This window comes from Terrimonas alba (assembly GCF_042434975.1).
Classification (GTDB): Bacteria; Bacteroidota; Bacteroidia; order Chitinophagales; family Chitinophagaceae; genus Terrimonas_B; species Terrimonas_B alba.
Genome location: NZ_JBHMQM010000001.1, coordinates 101,931 through 124,306, shown reverse-complemented (window position 1 = coordinate 124,306; position 22,376 = coordinate 101,931). Strand labels below are relative to the sequence as shown.

At 41.7% G+C, this 22,376-nt stretch carries 24 protein-coding genes; 17 read left to right on the top strand and 7 right to left on the bottom strand.

Annotated elements, in window-relative coordinates; genetic code table 11:
- The first annotated feature begins 16 nt into the window (after window positions 1-16).
- Window positions 17-274, top strand: a complete 258-nt coding sequence (locus tag ACFEL9_RS00580) for a DUF4884 domain-containing protein (RefSeq protein ID WP_385885175.1) — start codon at window positions 17-19, stop codon at window positions 272-274.
- Between the two features lie 59 nt (window positions 275-333).
- The gene (locus ACFEL9_RS00575; protein ID WP_385885173.1) at window positions 334-993 is read left to right on the top strand and encodes a protein-L-isoaspartate(D-aspartate) O-methyltransferase; all 660 of its coding nucleotides are present in this window, start codon (window positions 334-336) and stop codon (window positions 991-993) included.
- Between the two features lie 238 nt (window positions 994-1,231).
- Here the strand turns inward: ACFEL9_RS00575 and lpdA are convergent, their stop codons facing one another.
- Window positions 1,232-2,635 (bottom strand): dihydrolipoyl dehydrogenase, encoded by a 1,404-nt coding sequence (gene lpdA, locus ACFEL9_RS00570; RefSeq protein WP_385885171.1) that lies wholly within the window; start codon window positions 2,633-2,635, stop codon window positions 1,232-1,234.
- Between the two features lie 299 nt (window positions 2,636-2,934).
- Here lpdA and rpmB point away from each other — a divergent pair, with 299 nt between their 5' ends.
- The 9 genes from rpmB (at window position 2,935) to ACFEL9_RS00525 (ending at window position 9,388) form a co-directional block, all read left to right on the top strand.
- Window positions 2,935-3,171, top strand: coding sequence for a 50S ribosomal protein L28 (rpmB, locus tag ACFEL9_RS00565; protein ID WP_276502679.1), 237 nt, complete (start codon window positions 2,935-2,937; stop codon window positions 3,169-3,171).
- 47 nt (window positions 3,172-3,218) lie between these two features.
- Window positions 3,219-3,401 carry a 50S ribosomal protein L33 gene (rpmG, locus tag ACFEL9_RS00560; protein ID WP_276502678.1) on the top strand — a complete coding sequence of 61 codons (183 nt, stop codon included), beginning with the start codon at window positions 3,219-3,221 and terminating at the stop codon, window positions 3,399-3,401.
- A gap of 31 nt (window positions 3,402-3,432) precedes the next feature.
- Window positions 3,433-3,606 carry a DUF4295 family protein gene (locus ACFEL9_RS00555; RefSeq protein WP_385885169.1) on the top strand — a complete coding sequence of 58 codons (174 nt, stop codon included), beginning with the start codon at window positions 3,433-3,435 and terminating at the stop codon, window positions 3,604-3,606.
- Window positions 3,607-3,767: 161 nt separating this feature from the next.
- Complete coding sequence (gene ftsY, locus ACFEL9_RS00550) at window positions 3,768-4,739, top strand: signal recognition particle-docking protein FtsY (protein ID WP_385885168.1); 972 nt, start codon at window positions 3,768-3,770, stop codon at window positions 4,737-4,739.
- Window positions 4,739-6,049: a 30S ribosomal protein S12 methylthiotransferase RimO gene (gene rimO, locus ACFEL9_RS00545; RefSeq protein ID WP_385885166.1), complete on the top strand. Its 1,311-nt coding sequence runs from the start codon at window positions 4,739-4,741 to the stop codon at window positions 6,047-6,049. Before ftsY ends, rimO begins: the two co-directional genes overlap by 1 nt.
- Before the next feature lie 281 nt (window positions 6,050-6,330).
- Complete coding sequence (locus ACFEL9_RS00540; protein ID WP_385885164.1) at window positions 6,331-6,924, top strand: 3-keto-disaccharide hydrolase; 594 nt, start codon at window positions 6,331-6,333, stop codon at window positions 6,922-6,924.
- Window positions 6,925-7,051: 127 nt separating this feature from the next.
- The gene (locus tag ACFEL9_RS00535; RefSeq protein WP_385885163.1) at window positions 7,052-7,948 is read left to right on the top strand and encodes a DnaJ C-terminal domain-containing protein; all 897 of its coding nucleotides are present in this window, start codon (window positions 7,052-7,054) and stop codon (window positions 7,946-7,948) included.
- Between the two features lie 4 nt (window positions 7,949-7,952).
- On the top strand, window positions 7,953-8,252 hold the full coding sequence (locus tag ACFEL9_RS00530) for a chaperone modulator CbpM (RefSeq protein ID WP_385885162.1): 300 nt from the start codon (window positions 7,953-7,955) through the stop codon (window positions 8,250-8,252).
- Between the two features lie 41 nt (window positions 8,253-8,293).
- Window positions 8,294-9,388, top strand: a complete 1,095-nt coding sequence (locus ACFEL9_RS00525; RefSeq protein ID WP_385885161.1) for a Gfo/Idh/MocA family protein — start codon at window positions 8,294-8,296, stop codon at window positions 9,386-9,388.
- A gap of 363 nt (window positions 9,389-9,751) precedes the next feature.
- On the opposite strand, the gene ACFEL9_RS00520 is transcribed toward ACFEL9_RS00525, so the two are convergent.
- The 4 genes from ACFEL9_RS00520 to ACFEL9_RS00505 form a co-directional block, all read right to left on the bottom strand.
- Window positions 9,752-11,116: a vanadium-dependent haloperoxidase gene (locus ACFEL9_RS00520; protein ID WP_385885159.1), complete on the bottom strand. Its 1,365-nt coding sequence runs from the start codon at window positions 11,114-11,116 to the stop codon at window positions 9,752-9,754.
- Window positions 11,117-11,571: 455 nt separating this feature from the next.
- The gene (locus ACFEL9_RS00515) at window positions 11,572-12,453 is read right to left on the bottom strand and encodes a helix-turn-helix domain-containing protein (RefSeq protein ID WP_385885157.1); all 882 of its coding nucleotides are present in this window, start codon (window positions 12,451-12,453) and stop codon (window positions 11,572-11,574) included.
- A gap of 247 nt (window positions 12,454-12,700) precedes the next feature.
- Window positions 12,701-13,084: a GerW family sporulation protein gene (locus tag ACFEL9_RS00510; protein ID WP_385885155.1), complete on the bottom strand. Its 384-nt coding sequence runs from the start codon at window positions 13,082-13,084 to the stop codon at window positions 12,701-12,703.
- Between the two features lie 10 nt (window positions 13,085-13,094).
- Window positions 13,095-13,613, bottom strand: a complete 519-nt coding sequence (locus ACFEL9_RS00505; protein WP_385885153.1) for a hypothetical protein — start codon at window positions 13,611-13,613, stop codon at window positions 13,095-13,097.
- A gap of 212 nt (window positions 13,614-13,825) precedes the next feature.
- Between ACFEL9_RS00505 and ACFEL9_RS00500 the strand changes: the two genes are divergently transcribed.
- Together ACFEL9_RS00500 and ACFEL9_RS00495 are read left to right on the top strand one after the other, a co-directional pair.
- Window positions 13,826-14,437 (top strand): hypothetical protein, encoded by a 612-nt coding sequence (locus ACFEL9_RS00500; RefSeq protein ID WP_385885152.1) that lies wholly within the window; start codon window positions 13,826-13,828, stop codon window positions 14,435-14,437.
- Window positions 14,438-14,494: 57 nt separating this feature from the next.
- Window positions 14,495-14,977 carry a hypothetical protein gene (locus ACFEL9_RS00495; RefSeq protein ID WP_385885150.1) on the top strand — a complete coding sequence of 161 codons (483 nt, stop codon included), beginning with the start codon at window positions 14,495-14,497 and terminating at the stop codon, window positions 14,975-14,977.
- A gap of 806 nt (window positions 14,978-15,783) precedes the next feature.
- Here ACFEL9_RS00495 and ACFEL9_RS00490 read toward each other — a convergent pair.
- Entirely contained in the window at window positions 15,784-16,053 is a 270-nt protein-coding gene (locus ACFEL9_RS00490; RefSeq protein ID WP_385885148.1) for a hypothetical protein, read from the bottom strand.
- Window positions 16,054-16,197: 144 nt separating this feature from the next.
- Here ACFEL9_RS00490 and ACFEL9_RS00485 point away from each other — a divergent pair, with 144 nt between their 5' ends.
- Together ACFEL9_RS00485 and ACFEL9_RS00480 are read left to right on the top strand one after the other, a co-directional pair.
- Window positions 16,198-17,100 (top strand): prohibitin family protein, encoded by a 903-nt coding sequence (locus tag ACFEL9_RS00485; protein ID WP_385885147.1) that lies wholly within the window; start codon window positions 16,198-16,200, stop codon window positions 17,098-17,100.
- 188 nt (window positions 17,101-17,288) lie between these two features.
- Window positions 17,289-18,815, top strand: coding sequence for an aldehyde dehydrogenase (NADP(+)) (locus tag ACFEL9_RS00480; protein ID WP_385886592.1), 1,527 nt, complete (start codon window positions 17,289-17,291; stop codon window positions 18,813-18,815).
- 19 nt (window positions 18,816-18,834) lie between these two features.
- On the opposite strand, the gene ACFEL9_RS00475 is transcribed toward ACFEL9_RS00480, so the two are convergent.
- Complete coding sequence (locus ACFEL9_RS00475; RefSeq protein ID WP_385885145.1) at window positions 18,835-20,115, bottom strand: sterol desaturase family protein; 1,281 nt, start codon at window positions 20,113-20,115, stop codon at window positions 18,835-18,837.
- A gap of 90 nt (window positions 20,116-20,205) precedes the next feature.
- Between ACFEL9_RS00475 and ACFEL9_RS00470 the strand changes: the two genes are divergently transcribed.
- On the top strand, window positions 20,206-20,664 hold the full coding sequence (locus ACFEL9_RS00470; protein ID WP_385885143.1) for a nuclear transport factor 2 family protein: 459 nt from the start codon (window positions 20,206-20,208) through the stop codon (window positions 20,662-20,664).
- A gap of 104 nt (window positions 20,665-20,768) precedes the next feature.
- Complete coding sequence (gene bshC / locus ACFEL9_RS00465) at window positions 20,769-22,373, top strand: bacillithiol biosynthesis cysteine-adding enzyme BshC (RefSeq protein WP_385885141.1); 1,605 nt, start codon at window positions 20,769-20,771, stop codon at window positions 22,371-22,373.
- The last annotated feature ends 3 nt before the right edge of the window (window positions 22,374-22,376 follow it).

The following is a 22,376-nucleotide window of genomic DNA, read 5'->3' as shown; positions in this document are numbered from 1 at the left end:
CTTTCTGAAAAAAAGTATGAACAGAATTCTACCCGTTATTTTATTATTTCTTGCTTCGGGATGCGTAACACAGACACGGATTCCCCTGCGTGAAGGGAAATCGCAAAATAATAAGACATACAACGTGGATTATTTATTTGAGCACGAGGGCTGTAAAGTGTACCGGTTTTATGATCGGGGCAATTATGTATACTTTACTAATTGCAGGGGAGAAACAATCGTAAAAACGGACAGTACGGAAGTGAGAAACACGATAAAAGTAAAAGGTCAATAACAGATTTTTCGAAGGGATTCATGAGTTAGTGTCGCTTCTTTAAATATCTTGCGGCTGCTATGAGAAGGCCAACAGAAGATACATACCGTCATAAAGGGTTGCGCAAGAAATTAGTTGATACTGTCCGTAACAAAGGTATCACGGATGAAAAAGTGCTCAATGCTATCAATAATATTCCCCGTCATTTCTTTTTAGATTCCGCCTTTGATGAACTGGCCTACGAAGACAGGGCTTTTCCTATCGGCGAAGGTCAAACCATTTCACAACCTTATACGGTAGCCTACCAAACGCAGTTGCTGGAATTAAAACCTTTTCTGAAAGTATTAGAAATTGGTACCGGCAGTGCTTACCAGGCTACGGTGTTGGCAGAAATGGGTGCACAGGTGTATACCATCGAGCGACAGAAAAAGCTATTTGATGAAAACAAAAAGTTTGATTTCCTGAGGAAATATCATTCGATCAAATTCTTTTACGGTGATGGCTATGAAGGATTGCCTACTTATGGGCCGTTTGACCGGGTGCTCATTACTGCTGCTGCACCCGAGATTCCGCAAAAACTAATTGACCAGCTAAAGCCTGGTGGCATGATGGTAATTCCTGTGGGCATGGGCGAGGTGCAGCGGATGATGCGTATCACCAAACTGGATAGTGGCGCATTAAAGGAAGAAGTCTTTGACAATTTTTCCTTTGTGCCTATGCTCGGAGGAAGGAATAGCTAGAACCACGATTGTAGGATTTTGAATGATTTTTGGGAAAAACAAATGTGCCTCTTTAACCAATTTAGAAAGTTTATCCAACAATTGCAGACTGTCTGATAGTATAGCAGGCTCTTTTTTAGGCAAGGGCTGTGTATAGATGGCCTCCTCTTTGGGGGGAGGTCGGGAGGAGGCGCAAAAAAAGGATTACAAGTTTCCTCATAATCCTTCATAATCCTTTCAATCCTATCAAATCGTGGTTCTAAAGGTGTATCGCTTCACCCAGCGCCACTTCAATCGCATCTTTCACACTCTCACTAATAGTGGGGTGTGGGTGAATGCTGTTTAGTATTTCGTGGTGCGTAGTTTCCAATTTGCGGCCTACAACGGTTTCAATAATGATCTCTGTCACATTATAGCCGATCATATGTGTGCCGAGCCACTCGCCGTATTTGGCATCAAAGATCACTTTTACAAAACCTTCACCATGCCCGGCAGCAGAAGCTTTTCCTGAAGCACTTAGCGGGAACTTGCCCACTTTCACTTCATAGCCGGCGTCCTTCGCTTGTTTTTCTGTATAACCGACAGAAGCAACTTCGGGATAGCAATACGTGCAACCTGGCACATTGTTATAATCCAGGGCTTCAGGCTGATGATTGAATTTCTTTTCCGCATACCCAATGGCTTCTACGCAAATGATCGCTTCTTTGCTGGCTACGTGAGCTAAAGCCTGGCCGGGAACACAATCGCCGATCGCATATACACCGGGTACATTTGTTTGATAATATTTATCAACCAGTATGCGGCCTTTATCTGTTTTGATACCCATCTCTTCCAAACCTATGCCCTCAATATTCGCGGCAATGCCTACAGCGCTTAATAAAATATCTGCTTCGAGGATCTTTTCACCATCGGCGGTTTTTACTTTAGCTTTCACACCGGCACCGGAAGTATCCACAGACGTTACTTCGCTGCTCACCATGATCTCGATGCCTTGCTTTTTCAGGTTCTTGTCCAGTTCTTTTGAAATATCTTCATCCTCTACAGGAACAACTCTTGGCAGGAATTCAACGATGGTCACTTTGGTGCCCATGCTATTATAGAAATAGCCAAACTCAACACCGATAGCGCCGCTTCCTACGACAATGATGGATTTGGGTTGAGTCGGCAGGTTCATTGCTTCACGATAGCCTATGATCTTTTTGCCATCCTGTTTCAATGAAGGAAGCTCACGGCTTCTGCCTCCTGTTGCAATGATGATATGCCTGGCTTCGACGGTTTGTTTTTTGCCGTCGGCAGCGGTCACTTCCACTTTTCCTTTTGCCACCACTTTGCCAAAACCCATCAACACATCAATCTTATTCTTACGCATCAGGAACTGAACACCTTTGCTCATTTTATCAGCCACACCGCGGCTGCGCTTAATAACGGCTTCAAAATTTACCGTTCCGCTGGCTTCGATTCCGAAGTCTTTTGCATGCTTAATATCTTCATATACCTGGGCACTTTTCAACAACGCCTTAGTGGGAATACATCCCCAGTTAAGACAGATACCTCCGAGGCTTTCTTTTTCAATGATCGCTGTTTTCAGACCTAATTGAGATGCACGGATAGCAGCCACATAACCGCCGGGCCCGCTACCGATCACCACTACATCGTATGCCATAGCTTAATTTGATTGTTTTTTTATAAGTTATCCCGGCAAAGAATCACCGGGCTGTTGAATACAAATGAGTGGCGAAACTACTTGAAAGCAGGCAATTAGGCAAAAATGGCCAGTGAGGCGGCGAAATAAGATTAACAACTGTTCGGCTAAGGGATGGACAATCAAAACCTTAATTTTGCGGATCAGAGTGGTAAATGGGACGTTTCCGGCTTTTGTAAAGAATTTCGAAAAAAACTTTTCATGAGCTTCTAATTTCTAGCCTGATATCCCTACCTTTGCCGTCCTAAATTTCGATAGTCATGGCAAGAGTATGTCAGGTTACAGGTAAAACACCAATCGGGGGACACAAAGTTTCTCACTCTAATATCAAAAGCAAACGCCGTTTTCTGCCCAATTTGCAGAAAAAAAGGTTTTACCTTGTGGAGGAAGACAAATGGATCACCCTGAAATTGTCTACGGATGCTATCCGTACTATCAATAAGAATGGTCTTTACAGCGTAGTAAAGGAAATGAGAGCAAAAGGAGAAAAAATCTAACACACCACCCTGAAGCAGCTTGACGAAAGGGAAAAAAGCGAATAAAAATGGCAAAGAAAGGAAACCGTGTACAGGTTATTATGGAATGCACTGAGCACAAAAACAGTGGTCAGCCTGGTACCAGCCGTTATATCACGGTAAAAAACAAAAAGAACAATCCAGAGAGACTGGAGTTGAAAAAGTACAACCCCATCCTGAAAAAAGTGACTGTTCACAAAGAGATTAAGTAAATCAAATTGAAAACGTTTAAATTAGCATAACATGGCAAAAGCAACTTCAAAAAACGCTAAAGTAAAAGACGTTAAGGCATCTGCGGAGGCAAAAAACTGGACAAAAGTTGTCAAAGCTGTTCGCAGTCCTAAATCCGGTGCATACTCTTTCAAAGAGCAAATTGTGCACAAGGATAAAGTAAAAGACTTTTTAGCTCAGAAATAATTTGTGCCTTTGACACATACTTGAAAGCTATTCGTCCCCGACGAATGGCTTTTGTTGTTTAACAAAATGACCAAAATAGTCGTAAGACTAAATATATATTTTGGTCCCGGTCTTATTTTCAATTGACTTTTATGACTCACATGACTTAATGACTTATAACTATGGGATTCTTTAATAAACTATTTGGCAAAAAGGAAAAAGAAAGTCTTGACCAGGGTTTGCAAAAAACCAAGGAAGGCTTTTTTTCAAAAATAACTAAGGCCATTGCCGGTAAAAGCACCGTAGATGAAGAAGTGCTGGATGACCTGGAAGAGGCGTTGGTGGGTGCCGATGTAGGTATTGATACGACAGTAAAGATCATTGACCGGATAGAGAAGCGGGTTTCGAAAGATAAATATATGAGCTCCGGCGAACTGAACAAGATGCTGCAGGAGGAGATTGAGGCACTGCTGGTCGATGCACCGCATTCAAATAGCTATGCCTTTGATTCGGAGTTGCCGACAAAACCCTATATCATACTGGTGGTCGGTGTGAACGGTGTGGGTAAGACCACAACAATAGGAAAGCTGGCCTATAATTTTAAAAAAGCAGGCAAGGCTGTGTTGATGGGTGCCGCTGATACCTTTCGTGCCGCAGCGGTAGATCAATTGACCATTTGGAGTGAAAGAGCAGGAGTGCCGATTGTAAAACAGGATATGGGCAGCGATCCGGCAGCCGTGGCTTTTGATACGGTGCAAAGTGCGTTAGCAAAAAAAAGTGATGTGGTATTAATTGATACCGCTGGTCGCCTGCACAATAAAGCCCATTTAATGGATGAATTGAACAAGATCAAAAGAGTGATTCAAAAAACGATACCTGATGCTCCACACGAAGTTCTTTTAGTATTGGACGGAAGTACCGGACAAAATGCAGTAGAGCAGGCAAAACATTTTACTGCAACAACGGATGTTACCGCATTGGCCATCACCAAACTCGATGGTACCGCAAAAGGCGGGGTGGTACTGGCGATTGCCAATCAGTTTAAAATACCGGTGAAGTTCATTGGGGTAGGTGAGAAAATGGAAGATCTGTTGGTGTTCGATAAACATGAATTTGTAGATAGTTTATTTAATCTCGAAAGAAAAGAGGCGTAATGAAGACGAAGACATTAAAAAAAGACAAAGTCAATATCATCACCCTCGGTTGCAGCAAGAACATGGTGGATAGCGAAGTGCTGAGTGGCCAGTTGAAGGCCAATGATATCAACGTAGTGCATGAGAATAAAAAACTCGATCACAATATTGTTGTCGTAAACACCTGTGGCTTTATTGATAAGGCGAAGGAAGAGAGCATTAATACCATTCTTGACCAGGTGGAATTGAAACGTCGCGGTAAGCTGGACAAAGTCTATGTGACCGGCTGCTTAAGTGAACGCTATAAAAACAACCTGGAAACTGAGATACCTGAAGTAGACGCCTATTTCGGAACCATGGAATTGCCGTTGATTCTAAAACAATTTGAGGCAGATTATAAAACAGAACTGGTGGGAGAAAGGTTGCTGGCAACGCCGCAGCATTATGCCTACATGAAAATTTCAGAAGGCTGTAACCGTACTTGTTCTTTCTGTGCTATTCCCCTGATGCGTGGGCAACATATAAGCAAGCCTATTGATGAATTAGTAAAAGAAGCAGAGGGATTGGTAAAGAAGGGTGTGAAAGAAGTAATGCTGATTGCCCAGGAACTTACCTATTACGGTCTTGATATTTATAAAAAGAGAATGTTGCCTGATTTGCTGCGTCGTTTATCCGATGTAAAAGGCCTGGAGTGGATCAGGTTGCATTATGCTTATCCTTCCAAATTTCCGATGGAGATTTTGGATGCTATGAAGGAAAGGGATAATATCTGTAACTACCTGGATATGCCTTTGCAACATGCGGCCAACAATATGCTCAAAGCTATGAAGCGGCAGATAACGAGGGAAGAAATGGAAGAGCTCACAGCAGCCATTCGGGAGAAAGTGCCGGGTATTTGTTTGCGTACAACATTGATCACAGGCTTTCCCGGTGAAACGCTGGATGATGTAGAAGAACTAAAAGGATTTTTGGAACGTCAACGGTTTGATCGTGTCGGTATCTTCACCTATTCGCATGAAGAGGGTACCTCTGCTCATGATCTTGTTGATGATGTGCCACAGGACGAAAAAGAAAGAAGAGCGCAGGATATTATGGAGACGCAACAGGAAATATCGTATGAACTGAACCAGCAGAAAGTCGGTAAAATTTTTAAGACAATTATTGATAAAAAAGAAGCCGGCCGTTACCTGGGGCGAACCGAATTTGATAGTGTAGAAGTAGACAATGAAGTGGTGATTCACTCCAATAAAAAATTGCCCATTGGCGAATTTGTGAATGTGAAAATTACGAAAGCCTACGATTACGATCTCGAAGGCGAAGTGGTAGAATAATAAGAATATTGTTGTTCGACTAAAATTCCATCAACTCTTTAAAACTCTTCCTGGTTAAGGGCTCTGGCCCCTCTCCGAAGGAGAGGGGTTGGGGTGAGGTCGGAATAGGATATAAAAGGATTTCAACGCATTACCAGGACAATACAAATAAGCCCCGATTTTTTTCAAGAACCAATAGACAACTGATGCTATTGGCTCTTTTATTGATTAAAATTTATCTCAGCATTTTCAAAGTTAAATGGTAGTTGATTTTTGACTAACTTAATCACAAAATATTCAACGTGAGAAATTTTATCCTCTGCTTCATTTTTATTTTAGTAACAGGCATTGTTTCCGCCCAACAAAAATTATTTAACGGAAAAGACCTTACCGGCTGGACCATCCATGGCACAGAAAAATGGTATGTTGAAAAAGGTGATCTTGTTTGCGAAAGCGGACCAGATAAAGCTTATGGATACTTATCTACAAACAGCTCTTATAAAAATTTTGAACTGACATTACGTTTCAAACAGGAAGCCAATGGAAATAGCGGTGTTTTTATTCGTTCTTCTATTGAAGGCGTAAAGATTAATGGATGGCAGGTAGAAGTAGCACCGAAAGATCATCATACCGGCGGCATTTATGAATCATACGGCAGAGGCTGGCTGATACAACCAAAACCGGAGGATGAACAATATTTAAAAACGAATAAATGGAATGATTTAAAAATACGGGTGGTGAACGATGAGATCACTACCTGGCTCAATGGTCATCAAATGATTTATTTAAAAGACGAAAAGATTGGAAAAGGAGAAGGGTTTATTGCATTGCAAATTCATGACGGCGGCGGAATTAAAGTCAGGTGGAAAAAAATAGCAATTAAGGAATTACCCTGATAAATCAGGATCGTATAAATGAATGGACAGGCACCGCCTGTCCATTTTTGTTTTTCAACGGGGTTGCTAATAAAATAATAATTAACTTAACAGGTAGTGATTTCTCAAACCGGGGTAAAACTTTATTATGGAGTTTGTAGATTATTATAAAATATTGGACGTTCCCAGGAATGCGACACAGGATGAAATAAAAAAAGCTTACCGCAAACTGGCCCGGAAAATGCATCCTGATCTGAATCCAAATGACAAAGAAGCCCATAAAAAATTTCAGCAGATCAATGAGGCGAATGAAGTATTGGGTGATCCGGAGAAAAGAAAGAAATATGATCAGTATGGAAAAGACTGGCAACATGCAGAACAGTTTGAACAGGCACGCCGGTCTCAGCAACGATCGTGGAATACCGGTGGAGAGTCGTTTTCAGGTGATTTTAATGAAGAAGGTTTCTCTGATTTCTTTGAGTCATTGTTTGGACGGTCGGCGAGGGGCGCCGGGCGACAAACAAAATTCAGGGGGCAGGATCACCAGGCAGTTTTGCATCTTGATTTGAGGGAAGCATCTGCAACGCATCAAAAAATAGTAACGGTAAACGGTAAGAATATCCGCATCACTATTCCCGCCGGCGTTGAAGATGGCCAGGTCATTAAACTGAAAGGATATGGAGGCGCAGGTGCGAATGGCGGGCCCGCTGGTGACCTCTATATTACATTTAGCATTGCGGAGGATCCGAAGTTCAAACGTGCAGGAAATGATATCTACACGACTGCGAATATTAATCTGTACACCGCCGTTTTGGGGGGTGAAACTGTAGTCGACACATTGAATGGTAAAGTAAAATTAAAGGTAGCGCCGGGCACGCAAAATGGATTCAAAGTAAGGCTGAAAGGAAAAGGCTTCCCGGTGTATAAATCAGCGGAGCAATTTGGCGACCTGTATGTAACCTTTCACGTCGCCATACCTGTTCATCTTACTGACAGGGAAAAAGAATTGTTTGCTGAATTAGCAAAATTATCTTCAAAAAATTGATCGTATGGACAACGAAGAAATGATAGCTGCCGATCTTTTTTGCGCCTCGCACAATATAGAAGTATCTTTTTTGCATTCACTATACAATTCGGGGTTGCTGCAAGTGACTACCATAGAAAATACAGTGTTTATTAGCCAGGACCAGCTGCCCGATTTGGAGAAGCTGGTTCGGTGGCATTATGATATGGATATTAACCTCGAGGGATTGGAAACCATTTCTCATTTATTGAATCAAATAAAAGAGATGCAGCAGGAAATGCAAAACCTAAAGAGCCGGCTTGGCCTGTATGAGAAGATAGATTGATCATAACAAGAAATTATTGTTTGTCTTTTAAATAATCAATCATGAACACACGCAGGATATTCATAAAAAATTCATTCGGAGCAGTGGCTGCCCTCGGCTTGTCTGAAAATTTATTCCCGTCTGTTTTTCTTCCCGCAAAAAAAGAGAAACTGGGCGTAGCATTGGTCGGTCTTGGTTACTACAGCACCGATTTGCTGGCGCCGGCGCTTCAGCAGACAAAGTATTGTTCATTAACAGGCATTGTAACCGGCACACCCGATAAGGCCAGGCGTTGGCAGCAGCGATATAATATTCCGGTTAAGAATACTTATAACTACCAAAACTTTGAAACCATCGCCAATAATCCGGATATAGATGTAGTGTATATTGTATTGCCACCGTCAATGCATGCAGAATATGTGGTCAAAGCTGCCAATGCCGGTAAGCATGTATGGTGCGAAAAACCAATGGCAGTTACGGCAGCCGAGTGCAGGCAGATGATCAATGCCTGCAGCAAGAATAAGGTAAAACTGAGCATAGGATATCGCATGCAGCATGAAGCAAACACGCAGAAAATTATCCAGTTTAGAAAAGACAAAGTATATGGCGATATCACCAATGTTTCGGTTGCCGCCGGATATTTTGATTCCCGCACGGATCACTGGAAGCAAAAAAAAGCAATGGGCGGGGGATCCATGTACGACATGGGAGTGTACCCGTTGAATGCAGCACGCTATGTAACCGGCGAAGAGCCTATTGCTGTCACTGCCAAACAAAGTACTACAAGACCTCAAATCTATACGGAAGTTGACGAGACCATGCAGTTTACGCTTGAATTTCCCGGCGGCGCCATAGCCAGTTGCGAAACAAGTTTTGGAAAGAATATGAATACGCTTTCAGTAAAATGTAAAAATGGAGGGTACAAGTTAGAACCGTTCCAGGCGTATAGCGGTGTCAGTGGAACTACCAGTGACGGAATACAGCTGGTAGCTTCGCCGTTAAATCAACAGGCAAAGCAAATGGATGATGATGCGTTAGCTATCATTCAAAATAAGCCAGTGTTGGTGCCGGGTGAAGAAGGATTAAAGGACATCGCCATTGTAGAAGCTATTTACCGGTCAGTAAAGGAAAACAGCCGGGTAATAATCAGGCATTGATTAGCCACAGAGTTTTACACAGCGGCACGAAGGTTTTTCTCTGTGCACTCGACGCCTTCTTTGGTATTCTCAGTGGTTATATTTTCTACTTCGAATAGCGGTAAATTGGAATACACTCACTGGCATCATCGGGATGATTTGCTTTCAATTTCTGTTCTGACGATCTTTAATACCAATTAATTCTTGCATTTCATTCAAAAAAATTACAGGCAGAAAAATGACTTCTGTCTGTAAAGAAACTTATAATCCTCATTAACACGTGATAGCATTTGGATATTAATTTAATGTCATAGCCATTGGTATAATGCCGACAGACATTGGTGAAGGGATAATGATATAATTTTAATGTCTCGTCGGTATGAATTACTCCTTCAAAAACTTCAGCCTGTTTTCAATGTTCTGACCGATCTTCCTGCCCTGTTCACATCCCTTTTCACAGGAATAACGGTAATGAATGCCGGCATACACCCGGGAATCGCCGATCTCCTTTGCCAACTCATCAAAAGAATTGTATGAACGAGGCGCCATGCCGAGATAATCATAAGTGTGATCGGTAAAATGATAATTGTTTCCAAAAAAACCTTTGAGTATTTCTGCAAACGATCCTGCAATAGTGGAATGGCCGGAAGGAAAATCAGGGAAAGGCGGCGTGTCGAACAAAGTATTCCATTCGGGATGACCCAATACTTCTTGTATATACTTTATGGGACGTTGCTGGTTGTGTTGGAATTTTGTTTTCCAGCAACCAATGCCTGCATCCACACAGGCAATGCCTGTTTTTGCAAGAACCATTGCCGTAAAATCAAGTTTCGGTTTCTCCTGTTGCAGTACCTGTTTTAATATCGACAGGTAATGCCCGTCGCCATAGCCGGGCTTGTCACGATAGAACAAGGCCAATGCGGTTTGATCAGCCGTTAAAGTTTGTGAAATATCATATACTTCTTTTACCATCTGGTAGTAATCAGAAGCAGAATCTGTGGAATATGCTGGCGGAGCATTTGGGACAGTACCATCCAAACTGCCTGCAACGAATAACCGGTTGTTTCCCCAATACGGTCCGAAAGCCGGTGCAAAAGCGGGAGGCGTTGGCGCCCAAAGACCGGGACCAACAGGTGGAGTAAACGGCGCATTAGCATTTGCAGCTCCGTCAGTTTTGGACCAATCAAAAATTAATTGTGCCACCGCTTTACCAAATTGTACAGAACGCTGAAACACCTCCCCGCCTGCTTCAGTCTTATACACTGCATTCAACTCATTTTCCAGTGCATTCATGGCTGCTTTATTGGCATCAGAAGCGTTGGGAAAAAAACTGCGGTTCATCGCAGCTAATGCTGCATTGGCACAGGCAGGCCAGTGATAGGCAAAACCCGGAACAGTTTCAGGCATCCCCGGCATATCGGTTAATTGTCCGGACAATGTTTGGTAAGCAGGCATTCCGGGTACCACCGCTTCATACAAAGCTATGCCGGTGTAAGCAAAAATCCTTGAAGGCGGCAATCCGCCGATAAAAGGCGAACTGGTACGCATCAGTTCCAGTTGCATATCTATCCACTTAAAAGCAACTTCAGAGAAATAAGTATTAGCCTGAACCGAGTGGCTTCCATTGATGACGGATGCCGGTGCGTGCATTTTGTTATTTTTTCCTTTGCTCCCGGTTTGCATCTGTACTGAAAAAATAAAAACCAGGGCAATGAATAATGAAACCGAATAAATATTTTGCTTTTTCATAAACAGGTTTTTTTAATAGTCAAATCATTTTATAGAATAATTAATTTAAGCTGCATGCCGGTTTTGGGAACGGCCTCGGAAAAAATGCGTTAAGAAAATTTGCCTGGAAGGCGTTAAAATGAAATAATATTCTATCGAATGGCTATATTCTTAGCTCATAAGTCGCATTCATGCCCGGCTTTGTACTGCAGCTTGAGCTATTTCATTTTAGCCTGGCAGGGAAATTTTTAGCATTTTTTCCGGAGCCTTGACTTTTTTGTTACTCCTGAGCGTAGCCGAAGGATTTGTGTCAAGACAAAAAGTAAATAGAGTATTCAGAATTTATAGGTCTTTGCGTCTAAGTTTATAATCCTGTCATTTTATAACTGATTTTCGAAAATCTGTAATAAAATTAAACCCGCCCTTTTCTTAAGGCCTGTTTATAAGGTTCAATTTGCTGTCAGAAAAATTCAATTTCAGGAAACCGGGGAGACAATGTTTTCCTTACGGTATTTTAATGGGGAAAGGCCAAACCGTTTTTTAAAGAGATGACTGAAGTGAGTACTGTTTTCAAACCCACTTTCGAAAGAAATATCCGTTATTGGTTTATCGCTGCTCACAAGAAGGTGGTATGCATGATTCAGTTTTTGCTCCTGCAGCCAGTGACCCGGTGTGGTTTTATACACGGCAATAAAATGCCGTTTAAAAGAGGATAAACTAAGGTTGACCAGTTTGGCATAATCGGGAAGCGAAAGATTGTAAATACAGTTGGCCTCCATCACCTGCTGAAAGCATTCATGCTGCGGTGAAAGAAGTTGCAGGAGGTAGTTTTTCAGCTCACCGTTTTCAGGATTGTCAAGAATGTTCAGCAGCAGTTCACGGAATTTCAGTTCCAGCAGATCTTCCGATGGTTTTGTTTCCGAATAAAAATAAGGAATGAGTGAATCGAAATAAGCGGTCATGATGCTGTTCACCCGCAGCGGTATCAGCAATTCATTTTTTGGGGGCTCTGCCTGGCCAGCCTGTCTCGATAAATTATTTTCCCGCATAAAAGACTGAAGGTAGGAATCGGGAATAAAAAAGGTCATGATACAGAGGGGGTCTTCAAAAAACTTTTCGATGATCCAGGCGCCTTTCTTTACAAAAAAAGCATCTCCTTCCTTCATCAGCCAGGAGCGGCCCGGGGTGTGATAGGCTTTTTTACCGCTTAGTATATACTGGATATAATTATGCTGCGACCAGCTATCCTGCCTGTTCACCTCCATCGGGCATTTATAATGAACAAACAGGAGTTCCCGGCAGGCAAGTTGGTTATAAATTTCCGGGCGGGATCTTACCCTTTCGTAATAGTTGTACAAGCAATGAATTTTTGCTGTTTAAAATTACAATTTTTTGGCAGAGGATAGATGGGGAATTCTAGTTGTGATTTGCTTTTATAACTTGTCCCGCATATATCATCGGGGTTATCACGTAGCTTAGCTCTTTAACAACTTTTTTGTATTGTCCCTGGCCTGATATCCGGGATTAATATGAATGCCATACCAATTTCATGAAATTGGTATAAAACCAAAAACAGCAACCTTCAGGCTGCTGTTTTTGGAAGCTTTACGCTTTCACTGATTCTTTTTCCTTTTTCCGTTCTCCCATTTTTTCAAAAAGGTCTGGCAGTTTTTCAAATACGGCGCTAAGGCCTTTTTTGTTGCTTGTGGGAATAAATGAAATCTGATCGCCACGGGTTGCCAGAAAGCCTATAGGTTCCACGCCAACGCCGGCTCCTGCACCGCCTCCGGTGCCGGAACCACTTCCTTTTTCGTTTTGAGAACCCTGGCCTTCTCCGGCTCCATAGCCTAAGCCAATGCCAAATTTAATAATGGGTAAACAGGTGAATTCTCCCAATTGAAATGATTTACCGATTACTGTTTCGGTATTTGCTTCCGATTTAAGGAAATCAGTAAGCTTGCTAATGGTTTCTTCAAGATTTAAAGGCATAAAACAAAATTTAATTATTGAAAAATGAAAATGAAATACCACGCCATGCAAACAGCACCCGGATTAGTGTATTTTCTGCCTGCAGGTACAGGTGATTCTCATCGTTAAAATTGATGAATACATGCTTGCGAAAGGCGGGCAGACAGTATACAGTATGCAGCCATCCATTGATGGCATAATCGCCGGTATCCAGGCTCACTTGCCATTGTTGAACGTTAAAGCTTTTAATAACCCGTATTATGGACATTGCCATCTTCATGGGGGTCTTTGTTTTTTTTCTCTTCTTTTCTTTCTTTTTTTTCCGTTGTTTTGTTGCCTTCCGTTTAGATAGGCACACCTCTTTTTTAAAGAAAAAAATCCGGAATATGATGTACCATTCATTATCCCGGTGAAACATCCTTACATTGCCAATGCTGATCCATTTCAACTCTGCAAATGGCGTTCTTGTATCAATTGAAATGATGAATTTTGAAAAAAACAGCCAGCCTGATAAACAAAGAATGATACTTATTCCGATAATAATTCCCATGAATAAATTTCCATTTCATTTTTGCTCCCGTCAATGACAACGATCAGCATGTTGCGTGATGCTGATTCTTTAAATCCTTGTGGGACGGGAATATTTTTATGCGTGGATTCTGACGATCTTTGATAACAACTTACCTTTTTCATCTAATGGTCCCCAACTCGTTGTGATTTGCTTTCAATTTCAGTTCTGACGATCTTTGATAACAACAGAATATGGGCTGGCACCGGGCCTCCACACCCTGGGATTATTTTCCACGGCATCTGTCCACAACGGAATTCAAAGATCCTTATAAGCCACTCCGGAAATTTACCCGTTACCGTCCGTTAAACAAATGGCGGGAGATACTGAAAGAACTCTGTCATCATGCTTTGTCGCCCACCAGTATTCATGAATTTGACGATGGCACCAGCATGATCAGAACCTGGCTTCACCTTCACAAATTGCTGGAAGCAACCCATCTTATAGAAGTGCGAACCATTGGTGATGAAGAACAACCCCGCAAAAAATGGAAACAAGGTTGGCAGGCTGAAAAATTAGCGGATGCTGATACGAAAGAAAACAAATTAGCCGCGGAAGTTGAAAATGATAAACCTTCCCTGGTGGAACTGGCACGGGAGCATATCAAAGAGTTTTTTTTGTTTTTTGGTGAAGATGGTGCGAGAGAAGAATTGTGGGCCATGCTCAAGCGTTCGCTCAGCAATGAAGATGATCAAACTCTGACCACCGACCGCAGCAAGATGATTTTTTTATATGAACAGTTAACCGAACTGGTAGGTGATATTTATATCCTTCATATGCAGCAGGAATCAAAGCAGAATGACTAAGTATAGCACTTCCGGTTTCGACACGCCTAAGTTATAATGATAAACAATACGCTTTCTATGTTCAATGAACCCGAATGGCTCAAACTCGTTTTCCTCTTGTCTGATACACAGGCATGGATTGATGATTTGTCAAAACAAGCATTCGGCCAGTTACCCGTTCCGGATAAAAAGAAATTCCTTCAAAAAAACTATTATCTCGGCATCAGGGCACTGGCGCATATATTGGAAAGACATTATTATAAAATACCGTGCTATCCCAACGCAGGTAAATTTCATATCCCGTTAACTGAAATATTCCACCACATCCGCGAAGCTCATTCATTACCCGTTACACCCGTTAGCGGGTGTTTAAACTTTCAGCGAGCGATAAAAACAGAACAGCCGGTCGGCTTTGATAAAAACGGTCAGCCAACCACATCATTACAATCCTTACTGACGCCGGCGGCAAAATCATTACCGCATTTCCTGGTTTATGCATTTCGGGCATTAAGATGCAAAGCCGGTAAAAGGAGAGAGAAAATTCAGCAGCTAATCAAATAGACTAAAGCCAAATCCGCCCCTTTATGATCCTGCCATTTGCTACGGAGGCAACATCCCTCCCCCGGGGAGGATGTAGAAATCAATACAGCACACAAACGCAAATCATTTTATACATAGTATTTGCTACGGAGACAAGTCCTCCCTCCCCTTGGAGGGAGGATTTAGGAGGGAGGTCCTTCCCACCCGTAATTTCAATGACAAAATCAATAGCTTTCCGCACGGTAAAGTTTTTTTCAGTAGAGGGAGGATTTAGGAGGGAGGTCTGGTTAGTGTGTAGATACTGTATGGGTACTGTACGGATACTGTATGTATAGTGTATGAATTTAGTCGTTATACGATGCAGCAGTATCCGGACATACAGTGCTTTTTGACAATGTCAATATGGCCGTTTTCATCCTTTTATACTGGCAAAATCCCACCAACAACCCGCCCTCCCATCCCGGTCAAAGCCCACTCAAAGGCATGGATAAAGCCTATAGAATGTATGAAAGAGACATCCTGGCAGTATTCGGATGCGCCTGCATGCACCACGGGCCGGCACATAAAGATTACCTTTGTTTCAATAGGCATAGATAAACATACAACACTTGCCCCTTGCCTCATAACAATCCTATGACCCGATTTTCCCTTTTTATTGAATAATTTGTTCTTATGCCAGGGGATTACAAACAGAATTCAGCCAGGATGATGATTGTATTGCTCATTTGTTTGATAAATATCATCGTGCTGAAATCAGCTTACGTATCAGGCGGCAAAGATTATTGGGTTTTACTGATTACCCTACCTTTACTTTTTATTGCCATTTATCACTTAAGAAAAAACAAATAGTATTGGTTGGGTACGCCGCTGACGAAAACACCCTTCAATGATCCTTTATATAAAAAGATGGGCCCCACTGCACCTATATCCCACACCGCAACTGCTATGGTTAGTGTGAACAAATAATAAAAGAAGCCCATGCCTGCAGGTAGAGCAACATAGTGAATAGCTGAAAAAGAGTTAACTGGCAGGATGGCCCTCAGAAAACTCTCTTCCGTTATATTAGCACAGAACAGCTTTCCTTTCAGTACTTTCACATAGCAGGCAAATGGCATTTACGATGAGCATCGGTGACCTGGACAGTTGTTTTACTTTTTGGGTTTAAAAAAAAAACGGGCGCAGGCCGGGTGGGAATTTCAGATCATAACAGCCCAATTTTATTCATCTTAAATGAGTTTGATATGACGATTTTTATTATTGGTATTCTTGTTTTGATTGCGGGCTTTATTGTAAAAAGAAGCCCGGAGTTATTCCGTTATTCAAGAATATTACAGATAGCCGGGGTCGTAATAATGATAACCGGGATATTGATAAAAAGTGTTGTACAAATTGACGCGGGGCAGATTGGTGTAAAAGTATTGTTCGGTAAAGTACAAAACGAAGTACTGCGTAGCGGGCTGCACTTTATTAACCCTTTTATAGAAATAAGAAGCCTGGATGTAAAAACACAGAATTATACTATGAGTGGTATGACTGATGAAGGGCAAAAAAAGGATGATGACGCTATCCGTGTGCTGACAGCAGACGGATTGGAAGTAACTATTGATCTGACCGTTTTATATAAACTACTTCCATCAGAAGCGCCGAAACTGGTTCGTGAAACGGGGGTTGATTACACCGACAAAATTGTTCGTCCGCTTACCAGGACCAAGATCCGGGACAATGCCGTTTATTACGATGCTATCTCTTTGTACTCTACCAAACGAGATGAATTTCAGTTGCGTATTTTTAAAAGCATTGATGAAGATTTTAAAATAAGAGGATTGGTATTAGAACAATTATTGGTAAGAAATATCACCTTACCTCAATCTGTAAAAGCAACGATAGAGCAAAAGATCAATGCGGAGCAGGATGCACAAAAAATGCAGTTTGTTTTGCAGAAAGAAAAACAAGAAGCCGAGCGCAAAAGAGTAGAAGCACAGGGTATTGCTGATTACCAGCGCATCATCAACATAGGGCTGACGAGTCAGCAGTTGCAATATGAACAGATAAAAGCGTATTTGGAGCTGGCAAAATCTCAAAACGCCAAAGTGATCATTATGGGTAAAGGCGACGCCCCTGTAATACTTGATACAAAAAATTAATTAGTCCTCTCCAGAATCGTTCTTGAATTTCTCCGAAAACAGAATAAAAACTGACCTTTCATTTCTAATGATGTTGGTGAATGTCGGTATTCTGCAACACCGTGTATTATAATATAATTGCAGGAAGAAGTTTACTTTACAATCTTTTCTAACTTTAATGTTTTGGTACGAAATTTAATTGTCAGACTATAGCTGATAACATTAAAAAAACACGAATTATGGATTTTACCGATGCTACAATACCGGAAATAGATGAAGCCATGCAAATGGCATGGAAAGCATTTTGTGAATACCGCAACTATTCGCTGAAACAACGGGCCGGTTTTATGAGAGCAATAGCCAAAGAACTGGAAGCGGCTGGTGATGAATTGATTCAAATTGCCATGAACGAAACAAACTTGCCCGAAGCCAGGTTAAAAGGCGAAAGAGCAAGAACTATTTTTCAGTTAAATAGCTATGCCGATGCCTGTGAAAAAGGTGATTGGCTGGAAGTGAGAATTGACACCGCCATCCCTGATAAAACACCCCCCAAGCCGGACCTCAGGAAGACTGTCGTTCCATTGGGTCCTGTTATTGTCTTTGGAGCAAGCAATTTCCCTTTTGCCTATTCAACGGCGGGTGGCGACACAGCCTGTGCTTTTGCAGCAGGATGTCCTGTTGTTGTAAAGGCTCACCCGGCTCATGCACAGACGAGTGAAAGGGTAGCTATGGCAATCCTGAAAGCCGCTGAGGAATCTAATATGCCTAAAGGCATATTTGCTCATCTTCATGGAGCAGGTTTTGAAGTGGGTAAAGCCCTGGTTGAACATGCTCACACGGCGGCTGTCGGGTTCACCGGTTCTTATCTTGGCGGAAAGCAATTGTTTGACTGGGCCAATCAACGTCCAAAACCTATTCCTGTTTTTGCTGAAATGGGAAGTGTCAACCCGGTTTTTGTATTTCCACAAAAATTACGAGAATCGGCTAACGAATTGGCCACCCTGTATGCATCATCTATTACGCTGGGAGTTGGCCAGTTTTGCACTAACCCGGGTTTAATTATTGGCATAGAAAGTGACGGTCTTCAACATTTTATTCAACGGCTTGGAGACGCTATAAAGCAGGTTGCTCCCGGCACTATGTTGCATCCCGGTATTTATAAAAATTATGTGGAAAGACGGGGCAATGCCTTATCGCAGGAAAACGTAGAGACGATTGCTGTTTCGGAAAAAGATCCACAACTCAACGAAGCCGCGTCAACCATTGCTTCTGCTACCGGCGAGGCATTTTTGAACAACCCTGTTTTGCACCAGGAGGTATTCGGTCCTTATTCATTGGTTATTCGTTGTAAAGATGCCGATGAAATGGCAGAGGTAGTCAAACACCTGGAAGGGCAATTGACTGCTACGTTAATGGCTACATCAGCCGACCTGGCCAAACACGAACTGATAGTGGAGGAAATAAAAAATATTTGTGGCCGGTTCATTTTAAACAATGTTCCAACCGGCGTAGAGGTTTGCCTCAGCATGCATCATGGCGGGCCTTTCCCTGCTACGACAGACTCCCGTTTCACCTCAGTAGGAGCAGACGGAATAAAACGCTTTGTAAGACCTATTGTGTTTCAAAACTGGACCAATGACAGGTTACCGGATGAACTAAAAAATGAAAACCCGTTACAAATCTGGCGGACGGTCAATAATGAATTGACGAAAGAACAGATCAGGGCATCTTCCTGATTCAGGGTCTTGCATAAAATTATGAACTTATTGCCAGCGAATGGTCTTCTTTGTTGTGGCTCCATGTAAACCAGCAGTTGATCAAAAGTGAAACAACAAAATAAAATGCGAGGGAATATTTAATGGAGCTGGAATACTCATTTGTTCCAAACCAATCTTGTTGTTCATACAAAAAGAACAAAGCGAGTCCGCAACGAAGAATATCAAAAACTATAGCGGAAATATTTCTGTCCATCAGGTCTGTGAGTGCATATACGCTTAAAAAAATAAAACCTGCATACCAGAAAATATAAGTTTCATCCAATTGGTTGATAGCTGCAATATTGCCAAATAAATAGCTGATGAAAAAAAGTATCATGACCAATTGAATCCAGCACCAGGTATTAAAAGCAAATGATGTCCGGGTATCGTATTTTTCAAAATTGTAAACGTCTTCAATTTTGTAAACAGGGTATTTTTCGTTCATGTCGGCCGGGCGATAACCGGTGGGTTTGAACCACAGGGTAAACTTATCTTTCCAACTCCGGGTTCGCCAGGCATCTTTCGCCAATAACCCAAAATGCTGAAAATTTATTTTAATGGGGTTCCATGTTCTGACAGGTCTTGTAATGCCGTATACAGGCGGAATGCCTGGCAGTTCCTCCTGGAAGGTGCCAAACCATTTATCCCAAAAAATAAAAATTTGGCCGTAGTTTTTGTCAATATATTCCCGGTTGATGGCATGATGCACCCGGTGATGTGAAGGGGTTACAATAATTTTTTCTAAAAAACCCATCTTGTCAATGTGTTGGGTATGGTACCAGAACTGGGCAAATAAATGAAGCGGGGCCACCACATTAATTACTTCGGCAGGAACACCGAGTAAAGCAGCAGGTAAGAGAAAAATAGCAAAGGTCTTTACGATAGATGATATACTTTGCCGTAAGGCACAAGCAAGATTAAACTCCTCGCTGCTGTGATGAACAATATGTCCATTCCAAAAGAAATTGGTGGCGTGCTGCAGGCGATGAACCCAATAACCGGCAAAATCTAATGCAAAAAAGGCAATGATATAAACAATCACCTTATTTGGTATGTCGGCAAGTGACAGGTGTTTTAATAAAAACGGATAGGACAGAACGATAAACGAAAGACCAATCACATCTTTTGTCACATTAGTGATTCCGCTGCTCAGGCTGCTAATCATATCGAGATTACGGACTGTATCTTTTCCTTTGTAGACGCCATACCATTTTTCAAATAATACCAGGGCCAGGAAGGCGGGCATGGCAAAGAGGAGAATTTTACCATAAGTTTCCATGTGCAAGCTTGTATCACGAATTTACAAATGTTTTAAGGAATTATAAATGTGTTTGCCCGGTCAACAATTTATCTTAGCAAAAAAACTGCGATGAGATTTACTGCAATTTGGATTATCAGTTCTATATTCTTGTTTTCCTGCCAGTCAGATCAACAGGTTGGAAAAAACGACGGCCTGTTAACGGAGGCTGAGGTAAAAGACTTTATAGGTAAATATGATCGGTTGTGGGTCAGCAGGGACACAACGGGTATGAAGGAGGCGATGGATGAAAATTATATTTACTTTTCATCTAAAGGATCAACAATAGGGAGGACAGATATTTTAGGCTGGTTTAATCCGGCGGACAAATATCTGGTTGAAAAGGCAGAGCGTACAGAGATCAGCATACAAATAAACGGGAATACAGCTATAGTCAACAGTCGTTGGATTGGCAATGGCAGTTTTGGTGAGGAAAAATTTAATGACGACCAGCGATGTGGGCTGGTAATTCAAAAAGCAAACGGCCAGCTGGTATTGGTGGCAGAGCATTGTACCCAAATAACTAAATAGATTTGATCAGGTTTTGATTTCCGACCGTTCCTTTTGAACGAAATCCTTAAAAAATTGTTGAGAGGTAGGCAGCATCTTTAGCAACTTCTTACTTTTATAGCAATATGGACTGTATATCTACACGACTATCTTATCGCCAGACCGGGGCTTTTACTAAACTCGTCCAGGATTATGTTGATCATTCAGAAAAATTGACTTCTTTTATAGCACATCCTCCCACATTAGATGGAATTAAAAAAGCTATCGGGTCGAGAAAAAAGTTTGCAACAAACCGTGAGTTGCTGGTACAGGAGCTAAGAAAACAATATGAAATTGTAGAAGCGGCTGAAGCAGTTAAAAAAAATATAGACAGCCTGTTGTCCGGTGACACTTTTGTTATAACAACAGCGCATCAGAATAATATTTTTACAGGGCCTTTATACTTTATTTATAAAATTATTCATGCCATTAAACTGGCCGATCATCTGACGGAGGCATTACCCGGACATAAGTTTGTTCCCGTATACTACATTGGGTCGGAAGATGCGGACCTGGATGAGTTAAATAACATCAGCCTGGATGGTGAGAAAATTGTTTGGAATACAAAACAAAAAGGGGCCGTTGGCCGGATGAAGGTCGACAAAGATTTTCTGCAATTAATAGATAAGATTGAAGGTCAGCTGGCCGTATTGTCTCATGGAAAGGAGACCGTTGAGTTGCTGCGAAATAGTTATTCTCATCTTGATGATTTACAAACTGCGACTTTTAAAATTGTCAATGCATTATTCGCCGAATACGGCCTGGTAGTATTGTTGCCTGACAATGCAAATTTAAAACGACAGATGATTGATGTTTTCGAAGACGACTTATTGCGGCAAACAGCATCAGCCATTGTTGAAAACACGTCTTCGAAGTTAGGGGAGCTTTATAAAGTGCAGGCACATCCGAGGGATATTAATTTATTTTACCTGCAGGATGATATTCGTGAAAGAATTGAGTTAAAGAATAATCGTTACGAGGTATTGAATACTAAAATATCTTTCACAAAGGACCAATTGCTCCGGGAGCTGAAGAATCACCCGGAAAGATTTAGTCCTAACGTAATACTTCGCGGATTGTACCAGGAAACGATATTGCCAGGGGTAGCGTTTATCGGGGGAGGAGGAGAGTTGTCCTATTGGCTGGAATTAAAGAATTTGTTTGACCACTACAAGGTTCCATACCCTGTACAAGTTTTAAGAAATTCTTTTCTGATCATTGAAGATAAATGGAAGGAAAAAGTTGAGAAGCTTCAGCTGACCGTGGAAGATCTTTTTTTACCGGAACAGGATTTGGTCAATAAATTGGTAAAACGGGATTCTGATAAGAAGCTCCGGCTGAATGGAACGTTGACAGATACAGAAAAATTATACGAAGCCATAAAGGACCAGGCCGCATCAATTGACGTCACTCTCGGGATTCATGTTGAATCTTTAAAAACAATAACGCTGCACCGGTTGAAAGAACTGGAAAAGAAAATGCTTAGAGCTGAAAAAAGAAAATTTTCTGATCAGCAACGCCAGGTCGAAAAGATCAAGATGGCTTTGTTTCCCAATAAAGGGCTGCAGGAACGCCGTGACAACATGCTCTATTATTATGCAAAATGGGGTCAGTCATTTATTAAAAGACTGTACGAGCATTCATTGAACATGGAACAGGAATTTGTGGTGTTGCAGGTTATTGACAGGTAAGTT

Bases quoted from the DNA above. Each gene is read 5' to 3' on its own strand.
- ACFEL9_RS00580 (WP_385885175.1), top strand. From the start codon at position 17: ATGAACAGAATTCTACCCGTTATTTTATTATTTCTTGCTTCGGGATGC.
- ACFEL9_RS00575 (WP_385885173.1), top strand. From the start codon at position 334: ATGAGAAGGCCAACAGAAGATACATACCGTCATAAAGGGTTGCGCAAG.
- lpdA (WP_385885171.1), bottom strand. From the start codon at position 2,635: ATGGCATACGATGTAGTGGTGATCGGTAGCGGGCCCGGCGGTTATGTG.
- rpmB (WP_276502679.1), top strand. From the start codon at position 2,935: ATGGCAAGAGTATGTCAGGTTACAGGTAAAACACCAATCGGGGGACAC.
- rpmG (WP_276502678.1), top strand. From the start codon at position 3,219: ATGGCAAAGAAAGGAAACCGTGTACAGGTTATTATGGAATGCACTGAG.
- ACFEL9_RS00555 (WP_385885169.1), top strand. From the start codon at position 3,433: ATGGCAAAAGCAACTTCAAAAAACGCTAAAGTAAAAGACGTTAAGGCA.
- ftsY (WP_385885168.1), top strand. From the start codon at position 3,768: ATGGGATTCTTTAATAAACTATTTGGCAAAAAGGAAAAAGAAAGTCTT.
- rimO (WP_385885166.1), top strand. From the start codon at position 4,739: ATGAAGACGAAGACATTAAAAAAAGACAAAGTCAATATCATCACCCTC.
- ACFEL9_RS00535 (WP_385885163.1), top strand. From the start codon at position 7,052: ATGGAGTTTGTAGATTATTATAAAATATTGGACGTTCCCAGGAATGCG.
- ACFEL9_RS00530 (WP_385885162.1), top strand. From the start codon at position 7,953: ATGGACAACGAAGAAATGATAGCTGCCGATCTTTTTTGCGCCTCGCAC.
- ACFEL9_RS00525 (WP_385885161.1), top strand. From the start codon at position 8,294: ATGAACACACGCAGGATATTCATAAAAAATTCATTCGGAGCAGTGGCT.
- ACFEL9_RS00520 (WP_385885159.1), bottom strand. From the start codon at position 11,116: ATGAAAAAGCAAAATATTTATTCGGTTTCATTATTCATTGCCCTGGTT.
- ACFEL9_RS00510 (WP_385885155.1), bottom strand. From the start codon at position 13,084: ATGCCTTTAAATCTTGAAGAAACCATTAGCAAGCTTACTGATTTCCTT.
- ACFEL9_RS00505 (WP_385885153.1), bottom strand. From the start codon at position 13,613: ATGGGAATTATTATCGGAATAAGTATCATTCTTTGTTTATCAGGCTGG.
- ACFEL9_RS00500 (WP_385885152.1), top strand. From the start codon at position 13,826: ATGGGCTGGCACCGGGCCTCCACACCCTGGGATTATTTTCCACGGCAT.
- ACFEL9_RS00495 (WP_385885150.1), top strand. From the start codon at position 14,495: ATGTTCAATGAACCCGAATGGCTCAAACTCGTTTTCCTCTTGTCTGAT.
- ACFEL9_RS00485 (WP_385885147.1), top strand. From the start codon at position 16,198: ATGACGATTTTTATTATTGGTATTCTTGTTTTGATTGCGGGCTTTATT.
- ACFEL9_RS00475 (WP_385885145.1), bottom strand. From the start codon at position 20,115: ATGGAAACTTATGGTAAAATTCTCCTCTTTGCCATGCCCGCCTTCCTG.
- ACFEL9_RS00470 (WP_385885143.1), top strand. From the start codon at position 20,206: ATGAGATTTACTGCAATTTGGATTATCAGTTCTATATTCTTGTTTTCC.
- bshC (WP_385885141.1), top strand. From the start codon at position 20,769: ATGGACTGTATATCTACACGACTATCTTATCGCCAGACCGGGGCTTTT.